Consider the following 23,264-nt stretch of genomic DNA (forward strand, 5'->3'; position numbering starts at 1 on the left):
CACTCGCCCCACACGCTCGTTCATGTCGCCCTACGGCGCGCCGTGGATACTAGGGTGGACACGGACAACGCCGGTGCCGCGTATCTCGGCCGGTAAAGGCCCGTCTCGAGCGCTCAAGTAGAGGATCCAAAAGGGATAACGTGACGTCCGACCAAGGCTTCGACCGAAGCAATGACAGCGGCAACCGCCTGGCGCCGCGCCCCGTCTCGCGTCCGCCGGTCGACCCCGCATCGCGTCGGGAGTTCAGTCGTCCCGACGGGTTGCGCGGGTCGTTCGTGGCCGAGCGCGTCCGCCCGCAGAAGTACCGGGACCAGGCCGAATTCCGGCCGAGCGATCGTCCGGCCGACCCCGTCCTCGAGGAGGCGTTCCACCGGCCGGAGGGCAGCTCCGATTCGCTGCAACGCCACCCCGTGGACGTGGGCGCGCTGGCCGCCGAGAAAAACGGCGGGGAGCCCGACGAGCTGGACGACCCCTGGCGGGACCCGGGGGCCGCGGCGGCCCTGGGAACGCCGGCGGTCGCGCCATCGACGTCGCGCTCCGCCCTGGGCTACGGCGGCAAACTGGGCGTGCGCGACGTGCTGTTCGGCGGCCGGGTGTCCTACCTCGCGCTGCTCGTGTTGGCGCTCATCGCGTTGGTCATCGGCCTCATCGGCGGGGTGGTGGGCCGCAAGACGGCCGAGGTCGCCGAGGCGTTCACCACCTCCAAGGTGACGCTGTCGACCAACGGCAACGGGGAAGGCCCGGCCGGGCGCTTCGCCAAGGTGGCGTCGGCGACCGCGAACTCCGTGGTCACCATCGAGTCCAAGAGTGACCAGGAGGGCATGCAGGGCTCCGGCGTCGTCATCGACGGGCGCGGCTACATCGTCACCAACAACCACGTCATCTCCGAAGCGGCGAACAACCCCAGCCAGTTCAAGACCACCGTGGTGTTCAACGACGGCAAGGAAGTGCCGGCCAACCTGGTCGGGCGCGACCCCAAGACCGACCTGGCGGTGATCAAGGTCGACAACGTCGACAACCTGAGCGTGGCGCGCCTGGGCGATTCCGACAAGGTGCGGGTGGGTGACGAGGTCCTCGCCGCGGGTGCGCCGCTGGGGCTGCGCAGCACCGTGACGCACGGCATCATCAGCGCGCTGCACCGGCCGGTTCCGCTGTCCGGGGAGGGCTCGGACACCGACACGGTGATCGACGCCCTGCAGACCGACGCGTCGATCAACCACGGCAACTCGGGTGGCCCGCTGATCGACATGGATTCCCAGGTGATCGGCATCGACACCGCGGGTAAGTCGTTGTCGGACAGCGCAAGTGGGCTCGGCTTCGCGATCCCGATCAACGAGGCCAAGGAAGTCGCCCAGACCTTGATCCGGGACGGAAAGATCGTGCATCCGACGTTGGGCGTCAGCACCCGCTCGGTGAGCAACGCGATCGCCTCCGGCGCCCAGGTCGCCAACGTGAAGGCGGGAAGTCCGGCGCAGAAGGGCGGCGTCCTGGAAAACGACGTCGTCGTCAAGGTGGGTAACCGCAAGGTTGCCGACGCCGACGAGTTCGTGGTCGCGGTGCGGCAGCTGACCATCGGCCAGGATTCCCCGATCGAGGTTGTCCGCGATGGCCGCCACGTCAGCCTGACGGTGAAACCGGACCCGGATAACGGCTAGATGTTCGCCAACGTCGGCTGGGGAGAGATGCTCGTCCTCGTCGTGGTCGGGTTGGTGGTCCTCGGCCCCGAACGGCTCCCCGGCGCCATCCGATGGTCGGCCAACGCGCTGCGTCAGGCGCGCGATTACCTCAGCGGTGTGACCAGTCAGCTGCGCGAGGACCTCGGGCCCGAGTTCGACGACCTGCGGGGCCCGCTCAGCGAATTGCAGAAGCTGCGCGGCATGACCCCCCGCGCCGCGCTCACCAAGCACCTGCTGGACGGCGACGACTCGTTTCTGACCGGAAACTTCGACAAGCCGGTGAACGGCGCCCCGCCGGAGACGCCGCCACCCGCGCCTCCCACGCCGGCGAACGGCCAGACGCTTGGGGCGGAACAGCAGACGGGCGACCGCACGCCGTTCGACACCGACGCGACCTGAACCGGTTTCAGCGGCCTTTGGGATCGAGCCCGAGCGATACGCCGGCCAGCCCGCGCCGACGTGAGGACAAACTGTCGGCCACCCCGCGCAGCGCCTTGCCCACCGGCGAATCCGGCGCACTCAGTACCAGCGGAACGCCGGAATCGCCCGCGGCCACCAGCTCGGGATCCAGCGGGATCTGGCCCAGCAGCGGCACATCGGCGCCGACCGCGCGCGACAACCGCTCGGCCACCTGCTCGCCGCCGCCCTCACCGAACACCTTCAGCGTCGAGCCGTCCGGCAACGTGAGCCCGGACATGTTCTCCACGACGCCGGCGAGGCGTTGGCGCGTCTGCAGCGCGATGCTGCCGGCCCGCTCGGCGACCTCGGCCGCCGCCAGCTGTGGCGTCGTCACCACCAGAATCTCCGCGTTGGGGATCAGCTGAGCCACCGAGATGGCGATGTCGCCGGTCCCCGGCGGCAGATCGAGCAGCAGCACGTCCAGGTCGCCCCAGTAGACGTCGGCCAGGAACTGCTGTAGCGCGCGGTGCAGCATCGGTCCGCGCCACACCACCGGAGTGTTGCCCTCGGTGAACTGAGCGATCGAGATGACCCGCACCTCGTGCGCGATGGGCGGCAGGATCATCGACTCGACCTGGGTGGGCCGGTCGGTGGTGCCCATCATCCGGGGGATGGAATGGCCGTGGATGTCGGCGTCCAGCAGCCCGACGGACAGGCCGCGGGCCGCCATCGCCGCGGCCAGGTTGACCGTGACAGTGGACTTGCCGACCCCGCCCTTCCCGGACGCCACCGCATAGACCCGCGTCAGCGAATTCGGTTGTGCGAACGGGATAATCGGCTCGCGGGCGTCACCGCGCAGCTGCTTGCGCAGCTCGGTGCGCTGTTCGTCGCTCATCACGTCCAGGGTGACCTTCACCGCGCCGGTGCCCGGGACGTCGGAGACCGCCTGGCTGACCCGGTCGCTGATCTCGTTCTTCTTCGGACAGCTGGCGGTGGTCAGATAGATCGCGACGTGAACCGAGCCGTCGGGTTCGGTGTCGATGCTTTTGACCATCCCGAGATCGGTGATGGGGCGCCGCAGTTCGGGGTCGATCACCTTCCCCAGTGCGGTGCGAATCGCCGCGCTCAGGTCGGCTGCGTCAGAAGAGTCGTGGCTGGACATCACCGCCGAGTGTAGGCGTGCGCGACGGAGCGGTTGGGCGGCGACCCGCTCAGGATCGTTTGGCGGCGACCCGCTGCGCCCGGCCTTGCCGCGCTTGCGATCGCCGCGGGGTCAGTTGGCGGCGACCCGCTGCGCCCGGCTTCGCCGCGCTTGCGATCGCCGCGCTTGCGATCGCCGCGTGTCAGTTGGCGGCGACCCGCTGCGCCCGGCTTCGCCGCGCTTGCGATCGCCGCGGGGTCAGTTGGCCGGGCCCGGCGTGGGCTTAAGCGGCGCTGACGCGTTCGGCGCCGCCGGGGGAGCGGCCGGCTTGGGCGACGGTGCGGCTTGCGGCGCAACCGGGGGTGCCGGCGGCGCGATCGGTGCCGGGGGCGTGACGACATCCGGGGGCGGCGGAGCGAACGGCGGCTGCGCGAAGGGCGCAGGCGGCGCGAACGGTGGCGGGGGCCCCGCGGGCGCCGCGCTTTGGGTGCCGATGCAGATCACGGTGCACCCGGGAAGTTGGGTCGGCGCCTGCTGAGGCGTGGGAGACATCCAGGGGAACATCGGCGGCGGACTGACCATCGCCGGGCTGCTCAGGTCGATCAGCGGCACGCGCGCCAGCGGGTCGTCCATCGGCAGGCCGTTGATGTTCATCGGCAGGTTGGGTCCGAGCCCCTCGGGATGCTCGAGGTGCGCGTCGCCCAGCGGCGGCGGCGGTCCGGTCATCGGCGGCAGGTCGACCGGGACGACGCCCGTGGCGTAGGCTGCCGCCCAGCCCAGCACGTTCTGCGCGTAGGGCATCGAGTTGTTGTAGCGCAGAATCGCGGCCAGCACCTGCGACTGATCACGCAGGTTCAGCCCGCCGCTGCACAAGTACCGGGCGGCCGCGAGCGTCGAGTCGAACAGGTTCTGCGGGTCGGCCACGCCGTCGCCCTTGCCGTCGGAGGCGTAGCGCGCCCAGGTCCCCGGCAAGAACTGCATCGGTCCCATCGCGCGGGCGTAGGTGACGCGACTGCCGGCGCTGCTCTGGATGATGACCTCGTTGCCGGGCAGCGTGCCGTCCAGCGACGGGCCGTAGATCGGGTTGATCGCGGTCCCGCGTGCATCCACCGCACCGCCGCCCGCGTGGCCCGATTCGATGCGCCCGATGCCGGCCAGCAAATTCCAGCTGACGCCGCAACCCGGGGCGGCGACGGCCATCTTCTGCTCCGCATTGCGGTAGGCGGCCAATGCGATGCTCGGAATGCCCAGTGCGCCACGCGCATTGACGATCATCGCCGGCGGCGGCGCGGACAGCGCGGGCTCGGCGACGTGAAAGGCGGTGGGGCTGCGGTCGATTGGGACGACGGCGGGCCCGGAGAGGTCCGGGAAGGAGGGCGAGACCGCGGCCACCGGAGTGACGGCGGCGTGGACCGGCGGCATGTGCGCCGGAAGTTCAGGAGCCGCCCCGCTGACGGCGCCCGCGAAGACCAATGGAGTAATCATGGCGACGCCGAATATCGGCTTGCGCGTGTTCCGAAGTGCTTGCTGCCGCACAGTCGCGGCGGCCGGGCTCGCACCCCGGCTTCCCCCTATGCGCACTCGACCGTCCTAGTGTGAGCTGGGCGTACTTTCTGTTAGCTCGGTGAACCAGATCACCATACATAACTCTTGTGACACGAGTGGCGCAATGGTTGAAGAGGTTCTCACCTGGATTTCTTAGCCGCGCGCTCCAAGTTGTCGCCCTGCCGCGGAGGCCCCGAGTCCGGGGTCCCGGGCTGCAGATTGGCCAGCCTTTCGCGCAGGTCATCCAGCTCGTGGCGCAGGTATTCACGCGTCACCACCTCGCCGACGGCCAGGCGTAACGCGGCCAGTTCGCGGGCCAGGTACTCGGTGTCGGCCTTGGTCTGGGCGGCGCGACGGCGGTCCTCTTCTAGCGTGACGCGGTCGCGGTTCTCCTGCCGGTTCTGCGCCAGCAGGATCAGCGGGGCCGCGTAGGCGGCCTGGGTTGAGAACGCCAGGTTCAGCAGGATGAACGGGTAGGGGTCCCAGCGCACCGTCACCGCGAACAGGTTCAACGCGATCCACACGAACACCACGACCGTCTGCAGCAAAAGGTAGCGGCCGGTGCCGAAGAACCGCGCGATGGACTCGGTGAATTGCCCGACGGTCTCGGGGTCCAGCCGCGGCGAGTATCTGCGCGATGTCCGCGGGGTGTACAGCCCTCGCGGAGCCGTGGATTTGCTCACGAGGATCCTCCCAGTCCTTCGAACCGGCCGGCGGTGTCGAGTTCCTGCATGTCCACGCGCCAGTCGTGCGGCAGCAGGTGATCGAGCAGGTCGTCCACCGTGACCGCGCCCAACAGGTGGTTCTGGTCGTCGACGACGGGACCGCACACCAGGTTGTACGCGGCGAGGTAGCGGGTCACGGCGACCAGCGGAGTCTCCGGTGTCAGCGTGAGCAACTCGCTGTCGACGATCCCGCCGACCAGCTCGGCCGGCGCCTCGCGCAGCAGCCGCTGCAAGTGCACGCAGCCCAGATAGCGGCCCGTCGGCGTCGCCGTTGGCGGCCGCGCGACAAAAACCATCGACGACAGGGCGGTGCTCAGGTCCGGATCGCGGACCCGTGCCAGCGCTTCCGCGACCGACGTGTCGGGGGTGAGCACCACCGGATTGGAGGTCATCAGGCCGCCCGCGGTGTCCGGCGAATGCGTCAGCAGCCGGCGCACGGGGGCGGACTCGTCGGGGTCCATCCGGGTCAGCAGCATCTCGGCGTCGGTGGGGTTCAGCATGCCGAGCAGGTCGGCGGCGTCGTCGGGATCCATCTCCTCGAGCACGTCGGCCGATCGCTCGGTGCCCAGCTGCGAGAGCACCTCGGCCTGATCCTGCTCCGGCAGCTCCTGCAGGATGTCGGCCAGCCGGTCGTCGTTGAGCGCCCTGAGCACCTCGTAGCGGCGCTTGGCCGGCAGCCCGCGGATCGCGTCGGCCACATCGACCGGCTTGCGCCCTTCGAACTGGCCCAGCAGCTGCGCCACGCCCTGCCCCGGCAAGGCCAGGGCCGACGGGGTCAAACCCTGCACGCTCTGCCAGTCCACGACGTGCACGGGACCGCGCCGTCCGAGCCGCCGGTGGGTGCGCACGGCGACCCGGCTCACCATCCAGTCGCGCGTCCGGTTCTGTTCGATGCCCAGGTCGGTGACCACCACGTCGAGGCCGGCCAGCTCCGGCAGTTCGGGGTCGTTGACCTTGACCTGAGTGTCCAGCACCTGGCCGATCGCCAGCACCTCCCCGGGTCGCTGCACGAAGTGGCGTAGGGACACGTTGCCGGTGCTCAGCGTCACGGCGTTGGGCTCGATGGACGCGACCCGCAGGATCGGGATGAAGATGCTGCGCCGGGTCGCGAGGTCGACGACCAGTCCCAGGACCCGCGGCTGCTGGCGGACGATGCTGATGCTGATCACCACGTCGCGGATCCGACCGACGGATTCCCCGAGTGGACCCAACACCAACATTCGCGCGAGCCGCGCGATGTACACCCTGTTGACCGATCCCATGGAAGTAGAGCCTAGGCAGCCGCCGGCCCGATGGCAGACCGGCCGGGGGCGGTCAGGCCGTTAATGCGTGCGCAGTGTGAAGAGCACGACCACCAAAATCACCACCAGCGTGGCGATCCCGATGACGATGCCGGCGACCGCCAGGCCGAAGCCCTCCTGCCGGGTCCGCTTGATCTGATCCAGGGCGATCGCGCCCAGCACTATGGCGACGATTGAGCCCAGCCCGCACAACAGGCCGGTGAACGACGCGATGAGCGAGGCGATCGCCAGCGCGTTGGTGCCGGGCACAGCGGCTTGAGTGGGATAGCCGCCCTGGTAGTCCGGCGGCGGGTAATAGCCCGGATATCCGTGCGCCCCGTAGGGGGGCGGGCCGCCGTACGGCGGCGGCGCCATCGGGTAGGGCGGTCCGAAGTAGCCGGGCGGTTGTTCGTACCCAGGGGGCGGGGGGACGGGCGGGGGATACGACGGCGGGTACCCGGGCGGGTGGTCGGTGGGACCCGGCGGCGGGTACGCCGGGGGCGCCGACTCGGCGGCGGGGGACTCCCAGGGGGCGGGCTCGGAGGCTTCGCCGCCGGTGGGGGGCGAGTCGGTGTTGTCGTCGTGGCCGCCCTCGCCGAAGCCGCCGCCGGGAGCTGTCATGGTGTTCAACCTAACCCATCCGCCGCCGGTGGCCGTGGGTGCGAAACGTCAGCGCGCCACGGGCGCCCGGGAGGGTTCCCGCCACCCCGTGCGCCGTGTTTTCGCAGGTGGAGGAAGGCCGGTGGTTAGGCTGGGGAGGGCCTGAGATGAAACCATCCCCAAGGCGGAGGACAATGAACGGCGATGACTAATCCTTACCAGCCTGGGCAGTTTCCCGGGGCGACACCAGGAAACGCGACGGGGCGTGGACGAGGCGCGCCCGGACTGCCGACACCGCCCAGGGGCTGGCCGGTCGGCTCCTATCCCACCTACGCCGAGGCGCAGCGTGCCGTCGACTATCTGTCCGAGCAGCAGTTCCCGGTCCAGCAGGTGACGATCGTCGGGGTCGACCTGATGCAGGTGGAGCGGGTCACCGGCCGGTTGACGTGGCCCAAGGTGCTCGGCGGAGGCGTGCTGAGCGGGGCGTGGCTGGGCCTGTTCATCGGCTTGGTGCTGGGTTTCTTCAGTCCCAATCCGTGGGGTGCGCTGATCACGGGCCTGGTCGCGGGTGTCTTCTTTGGGCTGATCACTTCGGCCGTTCCGTACTCAATGGCCCGTGGCACAAGGGATTTCAGCTCGACCATGCAGTTGGTGGCCGGGCGTTACGACGTGCTGTGTGACCCGCAAAACGCAGAGAAGGCGCGGGACCTGTTGGCGCGCTTGGCGATTTGAGGCGCGCACGAGAGGTGTGAGCGGTGGTGAGTCGTCGTGGGCGCGTACGCCGGGCAGGCGCAATCGCGCTGGCGACGCTCACCATCGCCGCGACGGTACCCGCGTGCGCTTCGGGAACCCACGGGCTGGTAATCAGCTTCTACACCACGGCCGCCGACGGCGCGACGTTCACCGCGGTCGCTCAGGATTGCACGAAGCAGTTCGATGGCCGCTTCGCCATTCAACAGATCAGTCTGCCCAGAGCCCCCGGCGAGCAGCGTTTGCAGCTGGCGCGGCGGCTGACCGGTCGCGACCGCACGCTGGACGTGATGTCGCTCGATGTGGTGTGGACGGCCGAGTTCGCCGAGGCGGGCTGGGCGCTACCGCTGTCCGACGATCCCGCGGGGCGCGCCGAACCCGACGCGACGGCCGACGTCCTGCCGGGCCCGCTGTCGACGGCGCGCTGGGAAGGCAAGTTGTTCGCGGCCCCCGTCACGACGAACACCCAATTACTTTGGTATCGGCCCGATTTGGTGCGTCAGCCGCCGAGAACCTGGGATGGGATGGTGCGCGAGGCCACCAGATTGCACGCCGCGGGGCAGCCCAGCTGGATCGCCGTGCAGGCCAATGAGGGCGAAGGCCTGGTGGTCTGGTTCAACACGCTGCTGGCCAGTGGGGGCGGCCAGGTCCTCTCGGAGGACGGCCGCCGCGTCACGTTGACCGACACGCCGGCGCACCGGGCCGCCACCGTCGATGCGCTGCGGACCCTCAAATCCGTGGCGACCGCGCCCGGGGCCGATCCGTCGATCACCCGCACCGACGAGGGCACCGCGCGGTTGGCGGTCGAACAGGGCCGGGCCGCACTCGCGGTCAACTGGCCGTATGCGCTGGCATCCATGCTGGAGAACGCGGTGAAAGGCGGTGTGCCCGTTCTGCCGCTCAACCAGGATCCGCGGCTGGCCGGCAGCATCAACGACGTCGGGACGTTCGTGCCCAGCGACGAGCAATTCCGCATCGCCTATCAGGCCAGCCAGAAGGTCTTCGGCTTCGCGCCGTATCCCGGTGTGGCGCCGGGTCATCCGGCCAAGGTGACCATCGGCGGGGCGAACCTGGCGGTGGCCAGCACCACCCGCCACCGCGCCGAGGCGTTCGAGGCCATCCGCTGCCTGCGCAGCCTGCAACATCAGAAGTACGTGTCGATCGCAGGCGGCCTACCCCCGGTGCGCACGTCGCTGTATTCCGATCCGCAGTTCCAGGCCAAGTATCCGATGTACACGATCATCCGGCGGCAACTCACCGACGCCGCGGTGCGTCCGGCCACGCCGGTCTACCAGGCGGTGGCCATCCGATTGGCCGCGACACTGAGCCCGATCACCGAGATCGACCCGGAGCGAACCGCCGACGAACTCAGCGCCGAGGTGCAGAAGGCGATCGACGGGAAGGGGCTGTTGCCGTGACGGCCACCGCCCCCGCAACGCGCGCCCGGCCGTCTTCCGTCGCACCGCGTTTGCGGACCCGAAACCGGCTCTCCGAACAGCGCTTGGCCTTGTTGCTCGTCGCCCCGGCGGCGCTTCTGATGCTGACGGTGACGGCCTATCCGATCGGTTACGCCGTGTGGTTGAGCCTGCAGCGCAACAACCTTGCCGTCCCCGACGACACCGCGTTCATCGGCCTGGGCAATTACGTGACGATCCTGACCGATCGGTATTGGTGGACCGCGCTGGCGGTCACGCTGGGCATCACCGTCGTGTCGGTGACCGTCGAATTCGTCCTGGGCCTGACACTGGCGCTGGTGATGCACCGCACCCTCGTCGGAAAAGGCATGGTGCGCACCGCGATCCTGATCCCGTACGGCATCGTCACCGTGGTCGCGTCGTACAGCTGGTACTACGCCTGGACGCCCGGGACGGGCTACCTGGCCAACCTGCTGCCGCATGGCAGCGCACCGCTGACTTCGCAGATCCCGTCGCTGGCGATCGTCGTGGTCGCCGAGGTCTGGAAGACGACGCCGTTCATGTCGCTGCTGCTGTTGGCCGGGCTGGCATTGGTGCCAGAGGAGCTGCTGAAAGCCGCCCAGGTCGACGGCGCCGGCCCCTGGCGCCGGCTGACCGGCGTCATCCTGCCGATCATCAAGCCGGCCGTGGTGGTCGCCCTGCTGTTCCGAACCCTGGACGCGTTCCGCATTTTCGACAACATCTACGTCTTGACCAACGGCGCCAACAACACCGATTCGGTGTCAATCCTGGGCTACGACAACCTGTTCAAGGGGTTCAACGTCGGGCTCGGCTCGGCGATCAGCGTGCTGATCTTCGTGTGCGTGGGCCTCATCGCCCTACTGTTCATCAAGGTCTTCGGCGCGGCGGCGCCCGGTGGTGACGTCGATGGCCGCTAACCGGCAGGACGCGCGGCGCACCGCGATCTGGGCCGTCATCGACACGGTGGTCGTGGTGTACGCGCTGCTGCCGGTGTTGTGGATCTTCAGCCTCTCGCTGAAGCCGACGTCAACGGTCAAGGACGGCAAGCTGATTCCGTCGTCGGTCTCCCTGGACAACTATCGCGGCATCTTTCGCGGCGACATCTTCAGCTCGGCACTGATCAACTCCGTCGGGATCGGGTTGATCACCACCGCGATCGCGGTGACTCTCGGGGCGATGGCCGGCTACGCGATCGCGCGCCTGAATTTTCCGGGCAAGCGGGCGCTGGTCGGCGCCACCCTGCTGATCACGATGTTTCCCGCGATCTCGTTGGTCACACCGCTGTTCAACATCGAACGCTTCGTCGGCCTGTTCGACACCTGGCCGGGCCTGATCCTGCCCTACATCACGTTCGCGCTGCCGCTCGCGATCTACACGTTGTCGGCGTTTTTCCGCGAGATCCCCTGGGATTTGGAGAAGGCGGCGAAAATGGACGGCGCTTCCCCGGCGCAGGCGTTCCGCAAGGTGATCGTCCCCCTGGCGGCGCCGGGCGTGGTGACCGCCGCGATCCTGGTGTTCATCTTCGCCTGGAACGATCTGCTGCTGGCGCTGACCCTGACCGCTACCAAGGCGGCGATCACCGCGCCGGTGGCGATCGTGAACTTCAGTGGCAGTTCACAGTTCGAGGAGCCGACCGGATCGATCGCGGCCGGCGCCGTGGTGATCACCGTTCCCATCATCGCTTTTGTTCTAATCTTCCAACGACGAATCGTCGCCGGGTTGACCTCCGGCGCCGTGAAGGGATGACGCGATGGCCGAGATTGTGCTGGACCATGTCAGCAAGAGTTATCCCGACGGCGCCGTGGCGGTGCACGACCTGAACATCACCATCGCCGACGGCGAATTTCTGATCCTGGTCGGCCCGTCGGGCTGCGGTAAGACCACGACGCTGAACATGATTGCCGGGCTTGAAGATATCTCCTCGGGTGAGCTGCGCATCGGCGGCGAACGGGTGAACGAGAAGGCGCCCAAAGACCGCGACATCGCGATGGTGTTCCAGTCCTATGCGCTGTACCCGCACATGACGGTGCGGCAGAACATCGCGTTCCCGTTGACGCTGGCGAAGATGCCGAAGCCCGAGATCGCGCAAAAGGTCGCCGAGACCGCCAAAACCCTTGACCTGACCGACTTTCTGGACCGCAAGCCCTCCCAGCTGTCCGGAGGACAGCGGCAGCGGGTGGCGATGGGCCGCGCGATCGTGCGCCATCCCAAGGCGTTTCTGATGGACGAGCCCCTGTCCAACCTGGATGCCAAACTGCGCGTCCAGATGCGCGGCGAGATCGCCAGGCTGCAAAAGCGGCTGGGCACGACGACCGTTTACGTCACCCACGATCAGACCGAGGCCATGACACTGGGCGACCGGGTGGTGGTGATGCATTCGGGCGTCGCACAGCAAATAGGCACCCCCGATGAGCTTTACGAGCACCCGGCCAACCTGTTCGTCGCGGGCTTCATCGGCTCGCCGGCGATGAACTTCTTCCCGGCCACGTTGACGCCGATCGGGCTGACGCTGCCCTTCGGGGAGGTGATGCTGACACCGGACGTCCAAGAGGTGATCGCCCAGCACCCCACGCCGGGCAACGTCATCGTGGGGGTGCGGCCCGAGCATCTGTCCGACGCCGCGTTGATCGACGGTTACCAGCGCATCAGGGCGTTGACCTTCGAGGTGAAGGTCGACCTGGTCGAATCGCTGGGCGCCGACAAGTACGTGTACTTCTCCACCGCGGCATGGGCCGCGCACTCGGCGCAACTGGACGATCTTGCCGCCGAGGGAGACGCGCACGAAAACCAATTCGTGGCACGGGTTCCCGGCGAATCCAAGGCGGTCATCGGGCAGTCGATCGAGTTGGCGTTCGACACGACACGGCTCGTGGTCTTCGACGCCGACTCCGGGGCCAACCTGACCATCGCGCCGTCGGACGCGCGGTGACACAGCCGTTGGAGCAGGTCCGTGCGCATGTACGCGCCCACTTCGGCGACCTCGAACCCGATTCGGCGAGCGTGACATTCCTGGGCACCGAAACCATCGAAGTGCTGCGATTCCGCGAGACAAGCGGGCTGGTGCACTACGTCTCCCTGGGCTGCTCGCGCCACCCCATGACCGAACCGACCCTCGATATCGCCGACCCGGTACGCGGCCCGCGGGCCGAAATCGTCCTGCAGTTGCGCGATCCCGGCCCGATCACCGGCATCGCCCGCAGCATCGCGATACTGGCGGCAACTCCCGCCGTCGAGGGCGCCGTGCTGAGTGCCGATGCGCTGATCGACCTCGGCTCGCCGCTGTGGGCGTCGCCGTCGCGGAAGGTGCCGTTCACCGCGGTGTTGCTGGGCCGCAGCGAGATCGCGGATCTGCCGCTGGAACCGCCGCGCGACCCGGTGCGCTTCCTGTCGGCGACCCCCATCACCGCGACCGAGGCGGCGTGGGTGCGGTTGAAAGGCGCCGAGGCGATGCGGCAAGCGTGGGATAACGACGGCGTCGATGTGCTGAACACGAATCGCCCTGCCGCACAACCAAACTGACGCCACGGCGCATCGTCGAACGTGCACTCAGGGCGAGAATTCTGCGATTTCGTCGCCGTGAGTACACGCTCGGCGAGGAAGCGTCAGAGCCAGTTGCGGTTGCGGAACTGGAAATACAGGACCAGGCAGACGACGACCATCACCGCCATCACCCCCGGGTAGCCCCACGTCCAAGTCAGCTCGGGCATGAAACGGAAGTTCATCCCGTAGATGGCGGCGACCATGGTGGGCACCGCCAGGATGCCGGCCCAGGCCGCCATCTTGCGCATGTCGTTGTTCTGCTGCATCCCGACGCGAGCCAACGCGGCCTGGATCAACGAGTTGAGGGTGTCGTCGTAGCTGGCGATCTGGTCGGCGGCCTCGGAGTGGTGGTCGGCGACGTCGCGCAGATAGCGCCGCAACTCCTTGGAGATCACGTCCTTGTTCTCCACCTGGATCCGGTGGAACGCGGCCGACAGCGGATTGACGCACCGGCGGAGCTCGACGACCTCGCGTTTGAGCAGATAGATCGGCTCGACGTCGATCTTGCTGCCCGGCGCGAAGGCCAAACCCTCGATGCTGTCGATGTCGGACAACATCAAACTGCTCACCTCGAGGTAGTGGTCCACCACGTGGTCGGCGATCGCGTGCATCACCGCGAAGGGGCCCAGCCGCATCTGCTCGGGGTCGCCGTCCATCCGCTTGCGCACCTCGGACAGTCCGCCGTGTTCACCGTGGCGGACCGTGACCACGAAGTCGCGGCCGACGAAGACCATGATCTCGCCCGTCTCGACGATCTCACGGGCCAGCACAACCGATTCGTGCCGGACGTAATTGACGGTCTTGAGGACGAGGAACAGGGTGTCGTCGTACCGCTCCACCTTGGGCCGCTGATGGGCGCACACCGCGTCTTCCACGGCCAGCGGGTGCAGGCCGAAGACGTCGGCCACCTCCTGCATCTGGGCCTGGCTGGGTTCGCGCAGGCCCACCCAGACGAACCCTTCGTGCCCCTGCGCTTCGATCTCGCGCACCTTGTCCAGGGAGGCGGCGTAACCGATCTTGCCGGGCAGCCGGTGGCCGTCGGCGTAGACGGCGCAGTCGACGAGCGTCTCCTTGGCCGGTCGCGCGCCCGGCTGCGGTTCGGGTTCCTGCGCGAGGGGCCGAAGCGCTTCGGGCAGTGCGTCGAATCCTTGGAACACATCCACCTCCCTCGCAGCGCAGGTCCCGACCAGGCGGTGCTCCATGCTACGCGTCCCGGCTGTTCAAAGCCTGACGATCAGCCCTGGTAGCGGACCGGAGAATGCGATCGAAAAAGGGTGCGCTAGTTTCGAGCCGAAACCGGAATCCGCACGACCTTCTCCACAAGGAGTACATCGACGTGAGCGCAAGTCCTCTCAAGGTCGCCGTCACCGGCGCCGCCGGCCAGATCGGCTACAGCCTCTTGTTCCGCCTGGCCAGTGGCTCGCTGCTGGGCCCCGACCGCCCGATCGAGCTGCGTCTCCTGGAGATCGAGCCCGCGCTCAAGGCGCTCGAGGGCGTCGTGATGGAGCTCGACGACTGCGCCTTCCCGCTGCTGTCCGGCGTCGAGATCGGCGCGGACGCGAACAAGATCTTCGACGGCGTCAACCTGGCCCTGCTGGTCGGGGCGCGGCCGCGCGGCCCGGGCATGGAGCGCAGCGACCTGCTGGAGGCCAACGGCGCGATCTTCACCGCCCAGGGCAAGGCGCTCAACGAGGTTGCCGCCGACGACGTCCGCATCGGCGTGACCGGCAACCCGGCGAACACCAACGCGCTGATCGCGCTGAGCAACGCCCCCGACATCCCCAAGGAGCGGTTCTCGGCGCTGACCCGGCTGGACCACAACCGGGCTATCTCGCAGCTGGCCCGAAAGACCGGCGCCAAGGTCACCGACATCAAGAAGATGACGATCTGGGGCAACCACTCCGCGACCCAGTACCCCGACATCTTCCACGCCGAGATCGGCGGCAAGAATGCCGCCGAGGTGGTCAACGACCAGGCCTGGATCGAGAACGACTTCATCCCGACCGTCGCCAAGCGCGGCGCGGCCATCATCGACGCCCGCGGCGCGTCCTCGGCCGCGTCGGCCGCCTCGGCCACCGTCGACGCCGCCCGCTCCTGGCTGCTCGGCAGCCCGGAGGGCGACTGGGTGTCGATGGCCGTCTACTCCGACGGCTCCTACGGCGTGCCCGAAGGCATCGTGTCGTCGTTCCCGGTGACCACCAAGGACGGCAACTGGTCGATCGTGCAGGGCCTGGAGATCGACGAGTTCTCCCAGGGGCGCATCGACAAGACCACCGCCGAGCTGGTGGAGGAGCGCACCGCGGTCACCGAGCTCAAGCTGATCTAACGCCGGAGTATGACCCAGATCACCAATTAGGCCTACTAATGGGTAGGCCTTACCCTGAACCCCGTGTCCGAATTGCTTGAATCGATACAGACGCAGGCCGAGCATGGTGCGATCACCGATGCCGAGATCTTCGAGGCACACGTAGGCGGCAAGCTTTCGGTGAGCCTGACGTCCCCGCTGGACACCCAGCGCGCGCTGTCGATCGCCTACACCCCCGGCGTGGCGCAGGTCAGCCGCGCGATCGCCGCCGACCACGCTCAGGCGGCCCGCTACACCTGGGCGAACCGGCTGGTGGCCGTCGTCAGCGACGGCAGCGCGGTGCTCGGCCTGGGCGACATCGGGCCCGCGGCGTCGCTGCCGGTCATGGAGGGCAAGTGCGCCCTGTTTCAGGCGTACGGCGGGCTGAACGCCATCCCGATCGTGCTCGACACCAAGGATCCCGACGAGATCGTCGAAACCCTGGTGCGCCTGCGCCCGACGTTCGGCGCCGTCAACCTCGAGGACATCTCCGCGCCGCGCTGCTTCGAGATCGAACGCCGGGCCATCGAGGCCCTGGACTGCCCGGTGATGCACGACGACCAGCACGGCACGGCCATCGTGGTGCTGGCCGCGCTCATGGGCGCCAGCAAGCTGCTCGGCCGGGACATGAACTCGCTGAAGGTGGTGGTGTCCGGGGCCGGGGCCGCCGGTGTCGCGTGCACCAATCTCCTTATGGTGATGGGTGTTTCGGACATCACCGTCCTCGACTCGCGCGGAATCCTGCACACCGCTCGGGACGACATGAACGACGTCAAGGCGGCCCTGGCGCGGCGCACCAATCCCGACGGCCTGACCGGCAGCGCGGCGGAAGCCCTCCGCGGCGCGGACGTGTTCCTCGGCCTGTCGGGCGGCGTGGTCCCCGAAGAGATGATCGCCACGATGGCACCCAACGGAATCGTGTTCGCACTGTCCAACCCCGATCCGGAGATCCACCCCCAGATCGCGGCCAAGTACGCCTCGGTGGTGGCCACCGGCCGCAGCGACTTCCCGAACCAGATCAACAACGTGCTGGCATTCCCCGGGGTGTTCCGCGGCGCGCTGGCGGCGGGTGCCCGCCGGATCACCGAGAAGATGATGGTCGCCGCGGCCGAGGCGATCTTCTCCGTCGTCAGCGACGACCTTGCCCCCGACCGGATCGTCCCCAGCCCGCTGGACCTGCGCGTCGGGGAGGCGGTTGCCGCGGCCGTGGCGATCGCCGCCGACATTTCCGTCTCCGGGGGGTGAAAATCGGCAGGCTGGCGGCACCGCTGCTCGCCGCCATACTCGCCGTTTCCGGTTGCGCGACCGACACCGGCGGCGATCCTCGCGCCCGCGCGGAGGTCGTGGTCGGGTCCCGGTCTGATGCCGAATCGGCGCTGCTGGCCGGCATCTACGTGGCCGCCTTGCGGTCCTACGGATTCGGCGCGCGGTTCCAGCCGACCACCGACCCGAAGGCCGAATTGGATTCGGGCGCAATCACCGTCGTTCCCGCCTTCACCGGCCGGGTGTTGCAACGCCTGCAGCCAAGTGCCACGGCGATGTCCGACAAAGACGTCTACCGAGCGATGATCGCCGCCCTACCCGAGGGCATCGCGGCGGGCGACTACACGACCGCCGCCGAGGACAAACCCGTGCTGTTGGTGAGCCGGGCCACCGCCAAGGCATGGGGCGGCAGCGACGTCAGCGCGGACTTGAGCACGCTGCCGCGGCACTGCGCCGATCTCGTCCTCGGGACCGTCGCCGGCCACCGGGCGCCGTCGGCCATCGGCCCCTGCCGCCTTCCGGATCCGCGTGAATTCCCGGATGGCACAACGATGTTCGCGGCGGTCGCGTCCGGACGGCTGACCGCGGCATGGACGACCACCGCCGACCCGGGTGTCCCCGCCGACCTGGTCGCGCTGGCCGACACCAAGCCCACGCTGATCCGGGCCGAGAACGTGGTGCCGCTGTATCGGCGCAACGCGCTCAGCGAACGGCAAGTGCTGGCGATCAACGAAGTGGCCGGCGTGCTCGACACCGCGGCCCTGGTCGACATGCGCCGGCAAGTGCGTGCCGGCGCCGACCCGCAGGCGGTGGCGACAGGCTGGTTAGCCGAGCACCCGCTGGGCCGCTGAACAAATCAGCGCTTGGGCAGCAGCCGGTGCACGACCTGCTGAAGCCGGCTCATCACCGGCCCGCCCAGCAGCAGCTCCGGCCGCGAACCCGTCAGCCGCACGACCAGGTCCATCGCCTTGACGTCCGGCCCAACCAGCACCCGGGCCTTGTTCTTGCGCACCCCTTCGAGGATGAGCTGAGCCGCACGCTGCGGGGTGGTCTTGGCCTGCTGTTCCTCGAACAGGTTGGCCAGCTCGGCGTGGTCGAGCCCCTCGACGCCGGTGGCGTTGCGGGCGAACGCGGTTTTGATGCCGCCCGGATGCACGGTCGTCACCCGCACCGGGTGACCGGCGCGCGCCATCTCCTGGTGCAGCGCCTCGGTGAACCCGCGGACGGCGAACTTGGCCGAGACGTAGGCCGCCTGACCGGGCGCGGAAAACAGGCCGAGCGCGCTCGAGATGTTGATGACGTGGCCGTCCCCGGAGGCGATCAGGTGCGGAAGGAACGCCTTGGTGCCGTTGACGACGCCCCAGTAGTCGACGTCGATGACGCGCTCGATGTCCTTGAACCGGCTGTCCTCGATGGATCCGATGAACGTGATGCCGGCGTTGTTGTAGACCTGGTTGACCGCGCCGAAGTGCTCGTTGACCGCGTCGGCGTAAGCGAGGAAGGCGCTGCGCTCGGTCACGTCGAGCTGGTCGGCTTTGACCGGCGCGCCGATCGCCGCCAGTTGCTCTGCGGTCTGCGCCAGCCCTGCGGTGTCCACGTCGCTGATCGCGACCTTGGCGCCGGCGCGACCGAGCTCGACCGCCAGCGCCTGGCCGATGCCCGAGCCCGCGCCCGTGACCACGGCGACCTTGCCGGCGAACCCATCCATGCAACACTCCCTCGACCAGGATTGACCGCGTTGAGGCTAATCGTTACCAGTGATGGTGGCTAGCGCAGGGCGAAACGGTGAACGCGCGCGCCCGTCACACTGAGAGATCGATCACTGCTTCGGCAGCAGCCGGCCCATGACGGGGCCGAACAGCTGCTGATACCCCGAACCCGTCAGGCGCACCAAGATGTCCAACAACTTGGCGTCCACGCCGACGAGCACCCGCGCCTTCTTCTTCCGCACCGCGTCGAGGATGATCTGGGCCGCGCGCTGCGGGGTGGTCTTGGCCAGCCGCTTGTCGAACAACTTGGCCAGCTCGGCCTGGTCGAGGCCCTCGGCGGTGGTGGCGTTGCGGGCGATCGCGGTCTTGATGCCGCCCGGGTGCACCGTGGTCACCGCGACCGGGTGGCCGGCGGCCACCATCTCCTGGCGCAGCGCCTCGGTGAAGCCGCGGACGGCGAACTTCGCCGAGTTGTAGGCCGCCTGCCCCGGCACCGAGAAGAGCCCGAACACGCTGGAGACGTTGATGACGTGCCCGTCACCGGAGGCGATCAGGTGCGGGAGGAACGCCTTGGTGCCGTTGACCACGCCCCAGAAGTCGACGTCCATCACGCGTTCGATGTCCTTGAACTGACTGACTTCGACGTCGCCGGTGAAGGCGATCCCGGCGTTGTTGTAGATCTGGTTGACCGTGCCGAAGTGCTCTTTGACCGCGTCGGCGTAGGCCAGGAACGCTTCGCGTTCGGTCACGTCGAGGCGATCCGCCTTGACCTGGGCGCCGATCGCCTTCAGCTGCTCCTCGGTCTGGGCCAGGCCTTCGAGGTCGACGTCGCTGATGGCCACCTTGGCCCCCGAGCGCCCCAACTCGACGGCCAGCGCCTGCCCGATACCCGAACCCGCGCCCGTCACTACCGCGACCTTGCCGGCGAATCCTTGCATGAGCACCCTTCCTAGTCGGCCCGTTTGCGTCGAGGCTAGCCGGTACCGGCGGTCCCACTCTCTTCGGGTGTGAACGGCGAATCAGCCGAAGGCCGTGTCGATGATCTCCTGCTGCTCGACGGCGTGCACCTTCGACGAGCCCGACGACGGGGCCGACATCGCCCGGCGGGAAATCCGCTTGAGCCCGGTCAGCTTGTCGGGCAGCAGCTCGGGCAATTCCAGGCCGAAGCGCGGCCACGCGCCCTGGTTGGCCGGCTCTTCCTGAACCCAGAAGTACTCCTGGACGCTCGGGTAGCGGTCCAGCGTTTCGCCCAGCCGGCGCTTCGGCAGCGGGGCGAGCTGCTCGATCCGCACGATCGCCACGTCGTCCCGGTTGTCCTTGGCCTTGCGGGCCACCAACTCGTAGTAGAGCTTGCCGCTGGTCAGCAGGACCCTGCTGACCTTGCTGCGATCGCCGATGCCGTCCTCGTAGGTCGGCTCTTCGAGCACCGAGCGGAACTTGATCTCGGTGAAGTCCTTGACGTCGCTGACCACCGCCTTGTTGCGCAGCATCGACTTGGGCGTGAACACGATCAGCGGGCGCTGCACCCCGTCGAGGGCGTGCCGGCGCAACAAGTGGAAATAGTTGGACGGCGTGGAGGGCATCGCGATCGTCATCGAACCCTCCGCCCACAGCTGCAGGAAGCGCTCGATGCGGCCGGAGGTGTGGTCGGGGCCCTGGCCTTCGTGGCCGTGCGGCAGCAGCAGCACCACGTTGGACAGCTGGCCCCACTTGGCCTCGCCGGAGCTGATGAACTCGTCGATGATCGACTGCGCGCCGTTGACGAAGTCCCCGAATTGGGCTTCCCACAGGACGAGCGCGTCCGGGTTGCCCACGGTGTAGCCGTACTCGAAGCCGACGGCCGCGTATTCCGACAGCGGGGAGTCGTAGACCAGGAACTTGCCGCCGGTGGGGGTGCCGTCGGGGTTGGTCGCCAGCAGCTGCAGCGGCGTGAACTCCTCGCCGGTGTTGCGGTCGATGATCACCGAGTGGCGCTGCGAGAAGGTGCCGCGCCGGGTGTCTTGCCCCGATAGGCGCACCAGCTTGCCCTCGGCCACCAGCGAGCCGAGCGCCAGCAGTTCGGCGAAGGCCCAGTCGATCTTGCCCTCGTAGGCCATCTCCCGGCGCTTCTCCAGGACCGGCTGCACCCGCGGGTGCGCCGTGAAGCCCTCGGGTAGCGCCAGGAACGCGTCACCGATGCGGGCCAGCAGCGCCTTGTCCACCGCGGTGGACAGGCCCGCGGGCAGCATCTGGTCGGCCTCCACCGATTCGCTGGGCAGCGCGCCGTGCTTCTCCAGCTCGCGGACCTCGTTGAACACCCGCTCGAGCTGGCCCTGGTAGTCGCGCAGGGCGTCCTCGGCTTCCTTCATCGAGATGTCGCCGCGGCCGATCAGGGCTTCGGTGTAGCTCTTGCGGACCCCGCGCTTGATGTCGACGACGTCGTACATGGCGGGGTTGGTCATCGACGGGTCATCGCCTTCGTTGTGCCCGCGCTTGCGGTAGCACAGCATGTCGATGACGACGTCCTTCTTGAACTCCTGCCGGAAGTCGACGGCCAGCTTGGCCACCCACGCGCACGCCTCCGGGTCGTCGCCGTTGACGTGGAAGATCGGCGCCCCGATCATTTTCGCGACGTCGGTGCAGTACTCGCTGGACCGTGAGTACTCCGGCGCGGTGGTGAAGCCGATCTGGTTGTTGGCGATGATGTGGATGGTGCCGCCGACGCGGTAACCGGGCAGGTGGGTCAGGTTGAGGGTCTCGGCGACCACGCCCTGACCGGCGAACGCCGCGTCGCCGTGCAGCATCATCGGCACCACCGAGAAGGCCTTGTCGTCCCCCTGGTCCTCGGCCCGCCGGTCCAGCAGGTCCTGCTTGGCGCGCACCAGGCCCTCCAGCACCGGGTCGACGGCTTCCAGGTGCGACGGGTTGGCGGTCAGCGACACCTGGATGTCGTTGTCGCCGAACATCTGTAGGTACACGCCGGTGGCGCCCAGGTGGTATTTGACGTCGCCGGAGCCGTGCGCCTGCGCGGGGTTGAGGTTGCCCTCGAACTCCGAAAAGATCTGTGAGTACGGCTTGCCGACGATGTTGGCCAGCACGTTGAGCCGGCCACGGTGCGGCATCCCGATGACCACCTCGTCGAGCCCGTGCTCGGCGCACTGGTCGATCGCCGCGTCCATCATCGGAATGATGCTTTCCGCCCCCTCGAGTGAAAACCGTTTCTGCCCAACGTATTTGGTCTGCAGGAAGGTCTCGAAGGCCTCGGCCGCGTTCAGTTTGCTCAGGATGAACTTCTGCTCGGCCACCGTCGGTTTGACGTGCTTGGTCTCGACGCGCTGCTGCAGCCACTCCTGCTGCTCGGGATCGAGGATGTGGGTGTACTCCACGCCGATGTGGCGGCAGTAGGCATCGCGCAGCAGGCCCAGCACGTCGCGCAGCTTCTTGTACTCGGAACCGGCGAAGCCGTTGACTTTGAACACCCGATCGAGATCCCACAGCGTCAGGCCGTGGTTGAGGATCTCGAGGTCGGGGTGGCTGCGGAACCGGCTGCCGTCCAAGCGCAGCGGGTCGATGTCGGCCATCAGGTGGCCGCGATTGCGGTAGGCCGCAATCAATTCCATCACCCGGGCGGTCTTGTCGACGATCGAGTCCGGGTTGTCGGTGCTCCAGCGCACCGGCAGATACGGGTTGCCCAGCTCGCGGAAGATCTCGTCCCAGAACGCATCCGAGAGCAGCATCTCGTGGATCGTGCGCAAGAAGTCGCCGGATTCCGCGCCCTGGATGATGCGGTGGTCATAGGTCGAGGTCAGCGTGATCAGCTTGCCGATCCCCAGCTCGGCGATGCGTTCCTCGCTGGCGCCCTGGAACTCAGCGGGGTACTCCATGGCGCCGACGCCGATGATGGCGCCCTGGCCGTTCATCAGCCGCGGCACCGAGTGCACGGTGCCGATGGTGCCCGGGTTGGTCAGCGAAATCGTCACGCCGGCAAAGTCTTCGGCGGTCAACTTGCCGTCGCGGGCCCGCCGCACGATGTCTTCGTAGGCGGTGACGAACTGCGCGAACCGCATGGTCTCGCAGCCCTTGATGCCGGCCACCACCAAGGAACGCTTGCCGTCCTTGCCCTGCAGGTCGATCGCTAGGCCCAGGTTGGTGTGCGCCGGGGTGACGGCCGTGGGTTTGCCGTCGACCTCGGCGTAGTGCCGATTCATGTTCGGGAACTTCTTGATCGCCTGCACCAGCGCGTACCCGAGCAGGTGGGTGAACGAGATCTTGCCGCCGCGCGTGCGCTTGAGTTGGTTGTTGATGACGATCCGGTTGTCGATCAGCAGCTTGGCGGGAACGGCGCGCACGCTGGTCGCCGTCGGCACCTCCAGCGACGCCGACATGTTCTTGACGACGGCCGCCGCGGCGCCGCGCAGCGTCTGCAACTCGTCGCCTTCGGCCGGCGGGGGGGCGGCGGCCTTCACCGGCGCGGGGCGCGCCGGCACCCCGTTGCCGGCGGCCGTGCTGACGGGGGGCGCCGTGCTGGCGGGGGGCGCGGGCTTGGGGCTTTCGGGGGCCGCCGCGGCCGGCTTGGCGGGGGCCGCCGCGGCCGGCTTGGCGGGGGCCGCGGGCGGGCGGCCATCGCCGCTGGTCGGGGTGGCCGTCGCCGCCTCGCCCGTCGGCTCGGGGTTGTAGTCGACGAGGAACTCGTGCCAGCTCGGATCCACCGACGAGGGGTCATCGCGGAACTTGCGGTACATCTCCTCGACCAGCCATTCGTTTTGACCGAATGGTGAACTTATGTTGCTCACGACCGCAGTTCGCCTCAATCCCTTTGTCCTACAGGGCCACCGCAGCTATCGCGCGGTGCCTGCACCCTCGTCTGCCCGGCGGGC

General features: G+C 68.3%; 20 protein-coding genes and 1 pseudogene. 12 read left to right on the plus strand and 9 right to left on the minus strand.

The window, feature by feature from the left end:
- Positions 1–140: 140 nt before the first annotated feature.
- On the plus strand, positions 141–1,655 hold the full coding sequence (gene htrA / locus OCU_RS31225) for a serine protease HtrA (protein ID WP_009956301.1): 1,515 nt from the start codon (positions 141–143) through the stop codon (positions 1,653–1,655).
- Positions 1,656–2,075, plus strand: coding sequence for a Sec-independent protein translocase protein TatB (gene tatB / locus OCU_RS31230; protein WP_009956299.1), 420 nt, complete (start codon positions 1,656–1,658; stop codon positions 2,073–2,075).
- Between the two features lie 7 nt (positions 2,076–2,082).
- Here tatB and OCU_RS31235 read toward each other — a convergent pair whose 3' ends face one another.
- Positions 2,083–3,237 (minus strand): Mrp/NBP35 family ATP-binding protein, encoded by a 1,155-nt coding sequence (locus tag OCU_RS31235; RefSeq protein ID WP_008254633.1) that lies wholly within the window; start codon positions 3,235–3,237, stop codon positions 2,083–2,085.
- Between OCU_RS31235 and OCU_RS51610 the strand changes: the two are divergent.
- Positions 3,236–3,505, plus strand: a pseudogene (locus OCU_RS51610) (hypothetical protein); the annotation flags it as partial. The gene OCU_RS31235 and the pseudogene OCU_RS51610 sit on opposite strands and share 2 nt — an antisense overlap.
- Here OCU_RS51610 and OCU_RS31240 read toward each other — a convergent pair.
- From OCU_RS31240 to OCU_RS31255, 4 genes are all read right to left on the minus strand, one after another.
- Positions 3,475–4,797: a lytic transglycosylase domain-containing protein gene (locus tag OCU_RS31240; protein ID WP_179960063.1), complete on the minus strand. Its 1,323-nt coding sequence runs from the start codon at positions 4,795–4,797 to the stop codon at positions 3,475–3,477. The pseudogene OCU_RS51610 and the gene OCU_RS31240 sit on opposite strands and share 31 nt — an antisense overlap.
- Positions 4,798–4,901: 104 nt before the next feature.
- The gene (locus tag OCU_RS31245) at positions 4,902–5,444 is read right to left on the minus strand and encodes a DUF1003 domain-containing protein (protein ID WP_008254638.1); all 543 of its coding nucleotides are present in this window, start codon (positions 5,442–5,444) and stop codon (positions 4,902–4,904) included.
- Positions 5,441–6,748: a magnesium transporter MgtE N-terminal domain-containing protein gene (locus OCU_RS31250; protein ID WP_008254643.1), complete on the minus strand. Its 1,308-nt coding sequence runs from the start codon at positions 6,746–6,748 to the stop codon at positions 5,441–5,443. The genes OCU_RS31245 and OCU_RS31250 overlap by 4 nt, the downstream gene beginning before the upstream one ends.
- A gap of 60 nt (positions 6,749–6,808) precedes the next feature.
- Positions 6,809–7,387 carry a DUF4190 domain-containing protein gene (locus tag OCU_RS31255; protein WP_008254645.1) on the minus strand — a complete coding sequence of 193 codons (579 nt, stop codon included), beginning with the start codon at positions 7,385–7,387 and terminating at the stop codon, positions 6,809–6,811.
- Between the two features lie 183 nt (positions 7,388–7,570).
- Between OCU_RS31255 and OCU_RS31260 the strand changes: the two genes are divergently transcribed.
- Genes OCU_RS31260 through OCU_RS31285 form a run of 6 tightly spaced genes read left to right on the plus strand, consistent with a single transcriptional unit; the run spans position 7,571 to position 13,071 of the window.
- Positions 7,571–8,098 (plus strand): general stress protein, encoded by a 528-nt coding sequence (locus tag OCU_RS31260; protein ID WP_009957418.1) that lies wholly within the window; start codon positions 7,571–7,573, stop codon positions 8,096–8,098.
- 23 nt (positions 8,099–8,121) lie between these two features.
- A complete protein-coding gene (locus OCU_RS31265; RefSeq protein ID WP_008254648.1) occupies positions 8,122–9,534 on the plus strand; it encodes an extracellular solute-binding protein in 1,413 nt (470 codons plus the stop codon).
- A 50-nt stretch (positions 9,535–9,584) separates the two neighbouring features.
- The gene (locus tag OCU_RS31270) at positions 9,585–10,469 is read left to right on the plus strand and encodes a carbohydrate ABC transporter permease (RefSeq protein ID WP_014379469.1); all 885 of its coding nucleotides are present in this window, start codon (positions 9,585–9,587) and stop codon (positions 10,467–10,469) included.
- Positions 10,459–11,298, plus strand: coding sequence for a carbohydrate ABC transporter permease (locus OCU_RS31275; RefSeq protein WP_014379470.1), 840 nt, complete (start codon positions 10,459–10,461; stop codon positions 11,296–11,298). Before OCU_RS31270 ends, OCU_RS31275 begins: the two co-directional genes overlap by 11 nt.
- Positions 11,299–11,302: 4 nt before the next feature.
- Positions 11,303–12,481 (plus strand): ABC transporter ATP-binding protein, encoded by a 1,179-nt coding sequence (locus OCU_RS31280; RefSeq protein ID WP_009957422.1) that lies wholly within the window; start codon positions 11,303–11,305, stop codon positions 12,479–12,481.
- Positions 12,478–13,071, plus strand: a complete 594-nt coding sequence (locus OCU_RS31285; RefSeq protein WP_009957423.1) for a suppressor of fused domain protein — start codon at positions 12,478–12,480, stop codon at positions 13,069–13,071. The genes OCU_RS31280 and OCU_RS31285 overlap by 4 nt, the downstream gene beginning before the upstream one ends.
- Before the next feature lie 83 nt (positions 13,072–13,154).
- Here OCU_RS31285 and corA read toward each other — a convergent pair whose 3' ends face one another.
- Complete coding sequence (corA, locus tag OCU_RS31290) at positions 13,155–14,249, minus strand: magnesium/cobalt transporter CorA (RefSeq protein WP_008254660.1); 1,095 nt, start codon at positions 14,247–14,249, stop codon at positions 13,155–13,157.
- Positions 14,250–14,428: 179 nt separating this feature from the next.
- Here corA and OCU_RS31295 point away from each other — a divergent pair, with 179 nt between their 5' ends.
- From OCU_RS31295 to OCU_RS31305, 3 genes are all read left to right on the plus strand, one after another.
- Positions 14,429–15,418: a malate dehydrogenase gene (locus OCU_RS31295; protein WP_008254662.1), complete on the plus strand. Its 990-nt coding sequence runs from the start codon at positions 14,429–14,431 to the stop codon at positions 15,416–15,418.
- Between the two features lie 63 nt (positions 15,419–15,481).
- The gene (locus tag OCU_RS31300) at positions 15,482–16,681 is read left to right on the plus strand and encodes an NAD(P)-dependent malic enzyme (RefSeq protein ID WP_009957425.1); all 1,200 of its coding nucleotides are present in this window, start codon (positions 15,482–15,484) and stop codon (positions 16,679–16,681) included.
- A complete protein-coding gene (locus OCU_RS31305; protein WP_009957426.1) occupies positions 16,678–17,550 on the plus strand; it encodes a glycine betaine ABC transporter substrate-binding protein in 873 nt (290 codons plus the stop codon). The genes OCU_RS31300 and OCU_RS31305 overlap by 4 nt, the downstream gene beginning before the upstream one ends.
- A 5-nt stretch (positions 17,551–17,555) precedes the next feature.
- Here OCU_RS31305 and OCU_RS31310 read toward each other — a convergent pair whose 3' ends face one another.
- The 3 genes from OCU_RS31310 to OCU_RS31320 all read right to left on the minus strand — a co-directional run bounded on the left by OCU_RS31310 (position 17,556) and on the right by OCU_RS31320 (position 23,180).
- A complete protein-coding gene (locus OCU_RS31310) occupies positions 17,556–18,407 on the minus strand; it encodes an SDR family NAD(P)-dependent oxidoreductase (protein WP_009957427.1) in 852 nt (283 codons plus the stop codon).
- 111 nt (positions 18,408–18,518) lie between these two features.
- The gene (locus OCU_RS31315) at positions 18,519–19,346 is read right to left on the minus strand and encodes an SDR family NAD(P)-dependent oxidoreductase (protein ID WP_009957428.1); all 828 of its coding nucleotides are present in this window, start codon (positions 19,344–19,346) and stop codon (positions 18,519–18,521) included.
- 81 nt (positions 19,347–19,427) lie between these two features.
- Entirely contained in the window at positions 19,428–23,180 is a 3,753-nt protein-coding gene (locus OCU_RS31320) for a multifunctional oxoglutarate decarboxylase/oxoglutarate dehydrogenase thiamine pyrophosphate-binding subunit/dihydrolipoyllysine-residue succinyltransferase subunit (RefSeq protein ID WP_014379474.1), read from the minus strand.
- Between the last annotated feature and the right edge of the window lie 84 nt (positions 23,181–23,264).

The sequence above is a fragment of the Mycobacterium intracellulare ATCC 13950 genome (assembly GCF_000277125.1).
In the GTDB taxonomy this organism is placed as follows: Bacteria; Actinomycetota; Actinomycetes; order Mycobacteriales; family Mycobacteriaceae; genus Mycobacterium; species Mycobacterium intracellulare.

What these genes read in the sequence shown, in the direction of transcription:
- OCU_RS31250 (WP_008254643.1), bottom strand. Translation starts at nt 6,748, where the DNA reads ATGGGATCGGTCAACAGGGTGTACATCGCGCGGCTCGCGCGAATGTTG.
- OCU_RS31315 (WP_009957428.1), bottom strand. Translation starts at nt 19,346, where the DNA reads ATGCAAGGATTCGCCGGCAAGGTCGCGGTAGTGACGGGCGCGGGTTCG.
- OCU_RS31235 (WP_008254633.1), bottom strand. Translation starts at nt 3,237, where the DNA reads ATGTCCAGCCACGACTCTTCTGACGCAGCCGACCTGAGCGCGGCGATT.
- OCU_RS31255 (WP_008254645.1), bottom strand. Translation starts at nt 7,387, where the DNA reads ATGACAGCTCCCGGCGGCGGCTTCGGCGAGGGCGGCCACGACGACAAC.
- tatB (WP_009956299.1), top strand. Translation starts at nt 1,656, where the DNA reads ATGTTCGCCAACGTCGGCTGGGGAGAGATGCTCGTCCTCGTCGTGGTC.
- OCU_RS31260 (WP_009957418.1), top strand. Translation starts at nt 7,571, where the DNA reads ATGACTAATCCTTACCAGCCTGGGCAGTTTCCCGGGGCGACACCAGGA.
- OCU_RS31310 (WP_009957427.1), bottom strand. Translation starts at nt 18,407, where the DNA reads ATGGATGGGTTCGCCGGCAAGGTCGCCGTGGTCACGGGCGCGGGCTCG.
- OCU_RS31275 (WP_014379470.1), top strand. Translation starts at nt 10,459, where the DNA reads ATGGCCGCTAACCGGCAGGACGCGCGGCGCACCGCGATCTGGGCCGTC.
- OCU_RS31280 (WP_009957422.1), top strand. Translation starts at nt 11,303, where the DNA reads ATGGCCGAGATTGTGCTGGACCATGTCAGCAAGAGTTATCCCGACGGC.